General features: G+C 71.3%; 5 protein-coding genes and 1 pseudogene. 1 reads left to right on the top strand and 5 read right to left on the bottom strand.

Going from position 1 to position 4,286, the window contains the following annotated elements; translation table 11 throughout:
* The 5 genes from VGD44_RS11280 to VGD44_RS11260 form a co-directional block, all read right to left on the bottom strand.
* Positions 1-247, bottom strand: a 247-nt coding sequence (locus tag VGD44_RS11280) for a hypothetical protein (RefSeq protein ID WP_331086961.1), incomplete at its 3' end; no start/stop codon positions are given.
* Between the two features lie 45 nt (positions 248-292).
* Entirely contained in the window at positions 293-1,279 is a 987-nt protein-coding gene (locus VGD44_RS11275; protein WP_331086959.1) for a FecR family protein, read from the bottom strand.
* Between the two features lie 97 nt (positions 1,280-1,376).
* Entirely contained in the window at positions 1,377-1,928 is a 552-nt protein-coding gene (locus VGD44_RS11270) for an RNA polymerase sigma factor (RefSeq protein ID WP_331086957.1), read from the bottom strand.
* 107 nt (positions 1,929-2,035) lie between these two features.
* Complete coding sequence (gene nagA / locus VGD44_RS11265; protein ID WP_331086955.1) at positions 2,036-3,181, bottom strand: N-acetylglucosamine-6-phosphate deacetylase; 1,146 nt, start codon at positions 3,179-3,181, stop codon at positions 2,036-2,038.
* Positions 3,181-3,471 (bottom strand): hypothetical protein, encoded by a 291-nt coding sequence (locus tag VGD44_RS11260; protein WP_331086952.1) that lies wholly within the window; start codon positions 3,469-3,471, stop codon positions 3,181-3,183. The genes nagA and VGD44_RS11260 overlap by 1 nt, the downstream gene beginning before the upstream one ends.
* Positions 3,472-3,758: 287 nt before the next feature.
* Between VGD44_RS11260 and VGD44_RS11255 the strand changes: the two are divergent.
* Positions 3,759-4,286, top strand: a pseudogene (locus VGD44_RS11255) (PTS transporter subunit EIIC); the annotation flags it as partial.

The raw sequence follows: 4,286 nt of genomic DNA, 5'->3' as shown, positions 1-4,286 counted from the left end.
CGCACGGCGCGCCCGCCAGGAGATGGCCCAGGGCCTGCTCCAAGGTCATCGGACCGGCCAGCCGGGTGCGCGACTGGCCGCTGCAGGCGGCGGCGCCGATCAGGGTGATGTTGGCCTGCTGGGCGATGTCGAGCAGCGCCTCGGAATAGGGCTGGGGATCGACGCGGAAATGGATACGCGCGGGCGCCGCGTCGGCGGTACTGCCGGCACAGGCCACCACCACGACGCACGTGACAGCGGCCGCCAATTCCCGACGCGCGAGGATGGTCAGCTCCGCCCTTACTTCGGCCTATCACTTCCGAAGAAGCAGCAGCCCCCTGTCGGAAGGTACCGATCTAATCGGGAGCATCAAGCTCAGACGCGCCACAACGGCCGGCTGATCGTCGAGCACGATCACACCGGTGATGGGCATCTTGCCAAGCTCGGGGTCGGAGATCTCGATCTGTTCGACGTACTGGCGGTTCAGGTCGGCCACGACATCGGCCAGCGGCTCGCCCCTGTAGATCAGGCGGCCGGCGCGCCAGCTGAAGGCCTCCTGCGGGTCGACGGCTTTCAGCTCCTCGCGGCCGCTGGAAGCCACCTCAAGGCGTTGCCCGGGCGTCAGCAGGAACGAACGCCCCTGGATCGCCGTGCTGATGGGCCGCACCTGCACCTTGCCGCGCGCCACCGTCACCGTGAGCTCGCCCTGACGGCTGCGGACGTCGAACTGGGTGCCCAGCACGCGGACTTCACGGTTCGGAGCGGCCACCGTGAAGGGTCGCCTGGCGTCGCGGGCCACGTCGAAGATCGCCTCGCCCTCGGCCATCTCGACCTTCCGCTCGCTGCGGGCGTAGGTGACCGCGAGCCGGGTCTCGGCGTTGAGGTCGACGATCGAGCCGTCGGCCAGCGTCACGCGCTTCCGCTCGCCCTTGCCGGTCGCGTACGTCTCGGCCGTGGCCTGCTGGGCGAGGACGCCGGGCAGGACCGCGACGGCCAGGCCGGCGGCGACGGCCATGCCGCCCGCGCCCATCCACCAACGGCGGGTCGCCCTACCGCGCAGCTTCTGCGCCTCGCGGCGCTGGCCGGCGGCCAGTTCGTCCTGCACCAGCGGGGCGGCGGTCTCGAACTCGTGCCAGATGGCCAGGGCCCGCGTATAGGCGGCTCGGTTGCCAGGGGCAGCTTCAAGCCACGCCTCGAACTCGAGGCCATCCTGTTCGGCGACGTCCTCACGCTGCAGGCGCGCAAGCCAGGCGCTGGCTTCCGCCAGTTCCCGCTCCTCCACGATCGCCATGCTGCTCATCGGCCCGCCTGCCAGGTCTGCGCAGAACGCGCTGGACACCCGGAGAGACGGCGCCGTCGCGCCGCAGCCCTAGGCCGCCGAAGAAAATTCTTGCGACTCACGACCGGAGCCTCTGGGCCAGGCGCTGGACGGCCGCCTGGATGTGCTGCTCGATCATCTTCACCGAGACGCCCATGGCTTCGGCGGTTTCCTTCTGGCTGCGGCCCTCCAGTTTGTGAAGGCGGAACGCCTTGCCCATCTGCAGCGGCAGTTCGGCCACGGCCTCGGCCAGCAGGCGAACGCGTTGGCGGGAGATCACCGCCTCGTCGGCCGGCGGATCGCCGGCCACCTCCTCGGCGCCCACGAAGGCGCGCGTCTCGCGCCGCCAGTCGGCGCTGCGGCGCGACGAGCGCTGGCGGCTGCGCACGTGGTCGACCAGGAGGTTCGTGGCCATCCGATAGAGCAGCGCCGAAGGCGCGCGGACGTCGGCCTCGTCGGCTTCGGCGGCCGCCACCTTGAGATACAGGTCCTGCAACAGGTCTTCGGCAGTGGCCATGCAGCGGGTGCGCGCCGCGAGGAACAGGAGGAGGTTCTCCCGCTTCTCGAAGAAGGCCCGGGTCAGCGGCGAATCGCCTGCCGACCTCTCTGACGGCCTCGAAGGCGCCAACACGTTCCCCCTTTTGGTCTTCTTGGGCGCTGCACCAGCGTTACAGACGCCCGGCATGGCCAAAGTTGGGACAATAGCCAAGCATTTTCCCCTTGGGTGGGGCGCGCCGATCAACTGGAAGCGAAGTGCCCGGCGATCCACGTGCCTTGCGCGCGGCCGGCATCGTCGAGAAGGACCAGATCGGCCCGCTGGCCGGGCGCGATCCGGCCCAGCTCGTGGTCCAGGCCCAGGAAGCTCGCGGGATTGAGGCCGGCCATCCGGGCCGCCGCCGCCTCGTCGACGCCCAGCATCTCGACGGTGTTGCGGACGGCGGCGGCCATGCCGAGGTCCGACCCGGCCAGGGTGCCGTCGGGCGCCACGCAGACTCCGTCCTCGACGGTGATCGTCTGGCCCTGCAGGGTGAAGGTCTTTTCCGAGAGGCCCACGCTGGGCATGGCGTCGGTGACCAGCATGAAGCGGTCGAGGGGGCGGCTGCGCAGCGCCAGCCGCAGCACGGCCGGATGCACGTGGCGGCCATCCACGATGATCCCGCACCAGCTTTTGGGGTCTTCCAGCGCCGCCCCGGTCGCGCCGGGCGCCCGGCTGGCCATGGGCGACATGGCGTTGAAGAGGTGGGTGAAGCCGGTGACGCCGGCGTCCAGCGCCTCGCGGATTTCCTCGTAGCTGGCGTCGGTGTGACCGGCGGCGACCACCACACCGGCGTCGGCCAGCTGGCGGATCATGCCGGGCTCGGTGAGCTCCGGGGCCAGTGTCACCAGGGTACGGCCGGCGCGAATCGACGTGAGCAGGGCGATGGCGCGCTCGTCCAGCAGGCGGAACTTCGCCTTGTCGTGGATGCCAGCGCGCGCCGCGTTGATGAAGGGCCCCTCCACGTGCACGCCGAGAACGCCCGGGACGCCCGCCGCGATGGCCGCCTCGACAGCCCGCAGCGCCTGGTCGATCGCGTCGAGGTCGTCGCTGATCAGGGTGGGCAGGAAGCCGGTCGTGCCGAACCGGCGATGGGCCGCGCCGATGGCCTCGATAGCCTCGACGCTGAGCTCGTCGTTGAACAGGACGCCGCCGCCGCCGTTGACCTGAGTGTCGACGAACCCGGGCGCGAGCCGACCGCCGGCGAGGTCGTGGCGGCTGTCGGCGCGGGCCAGCGCCTCGGCCTCGGGGACCACGGCCGCGATCCGCGCGCCCTCGATCACGACGCCCAGGCCGGCGACGAACCCCTTGCCGTTGAAGACCCGGCCGCCGACGAGCGCGGTCGACATCAGAGGGTCCTCGTGACTTTGGAGAGGCCGGGTGGCCGGTCGGGATCGAAGCCGCGCCGCCGCGCCAGCGCCTCGACCATCACATAGAAGCTCTGCGCCAGGAGAATCGGCTGCAGCAGCGGGTGGGCCGGCAGCGCCGGCAGGCTGACCGCGCCCGGCGCGGTCCCGCCGGCGATCAGCACCTTGGCGCCGGCCACGGCGAGCTCGGCTGCGAGCGTCTCGACGCCGTCGCGCGTGGCGTCGTCCTGCGCCAGCACCAGCACCGGGAAGCCGTCGCGGGCGATGGCCATCGGGCCGTGCCGGACCTCGGCGCGCTGAAGGCCTCGGCGTGCAGGCCGCAGGTCTCCTTGAACTTGAGCGCCGCCTCCTGGGCCGCGGCGAAGCCGGGGCCGCGCCCGACGACATAGAGGCTCGCCGAGCGCTCCAGCACCGGCAGGGCCGCGCTCCAGTCCAGCGCCAGCGCCTCGGCCATCCGGCCGGGCAACTCGTCGAGCGCGGCAGTGAGCGCCGCGTCCTGTGTCCACGCCGCCACGAGCTGGGCGATGGCCGCGAGCGCGGCGAGGTAGGACTTGGTCGCGATTTCAACGGCGTGACCGGGGACCTCAACCGCTTCGCCGCCGGCGATCCGTCGGCCGGCGCGTTCATGAGCGGCTTCTTCCCGGTGATGATGTTCGGACTGCCCGCGGCGTGCCTGGCCATGTACCGCGCCGCCCGGCCCGAGCGGCGCAAGGCCGTCGGCGGCATGCTGGGCTCGCTGGCGCTGACCTCGTTACTGACCGGCGTGACCGAGCCCATCGAGTTCAGCTTCATGTTCCTGGCGCCCGCGCTCTACGCCGTGCACGCGGTGCTGACCGGCGTCGCGATGGCGGGGATGGACGCGCTGGGGTCCGGCTGGGCTTCGGCTTCTCGGCCGGCCTGTTCGACTACGTGCTCAACTTCAAGCAGGCGACGCGGCCGTGGATGTTGCTGCCGATCGGGCTCGTCTACTTCGCGCTGTACTACGGCTTGTTCCGCTTCTTCATCGTGCGGCTCGATCTGAAGACGCCGGGTCGCGAAGCGGAGGAGGCGACCTCGAGCGCCGCAGCGTTGCCGAGTGCAGTCGGCG

It is taken from the genome of Phenylobacterium sp. (genome assembly GCF_036402295.1).
In the GTDB taxonomy this organism is placed as follows: Bacteria; Pseudomonadota; Alphaproteobacteria; order Caulobacterales; family Caulobacteraceae; genus Phenylobacterium.
Note: the sequence above shows the minus strand (reverse complement) of the source record. Positions and strands in the feature narration are given on the sequence as shown.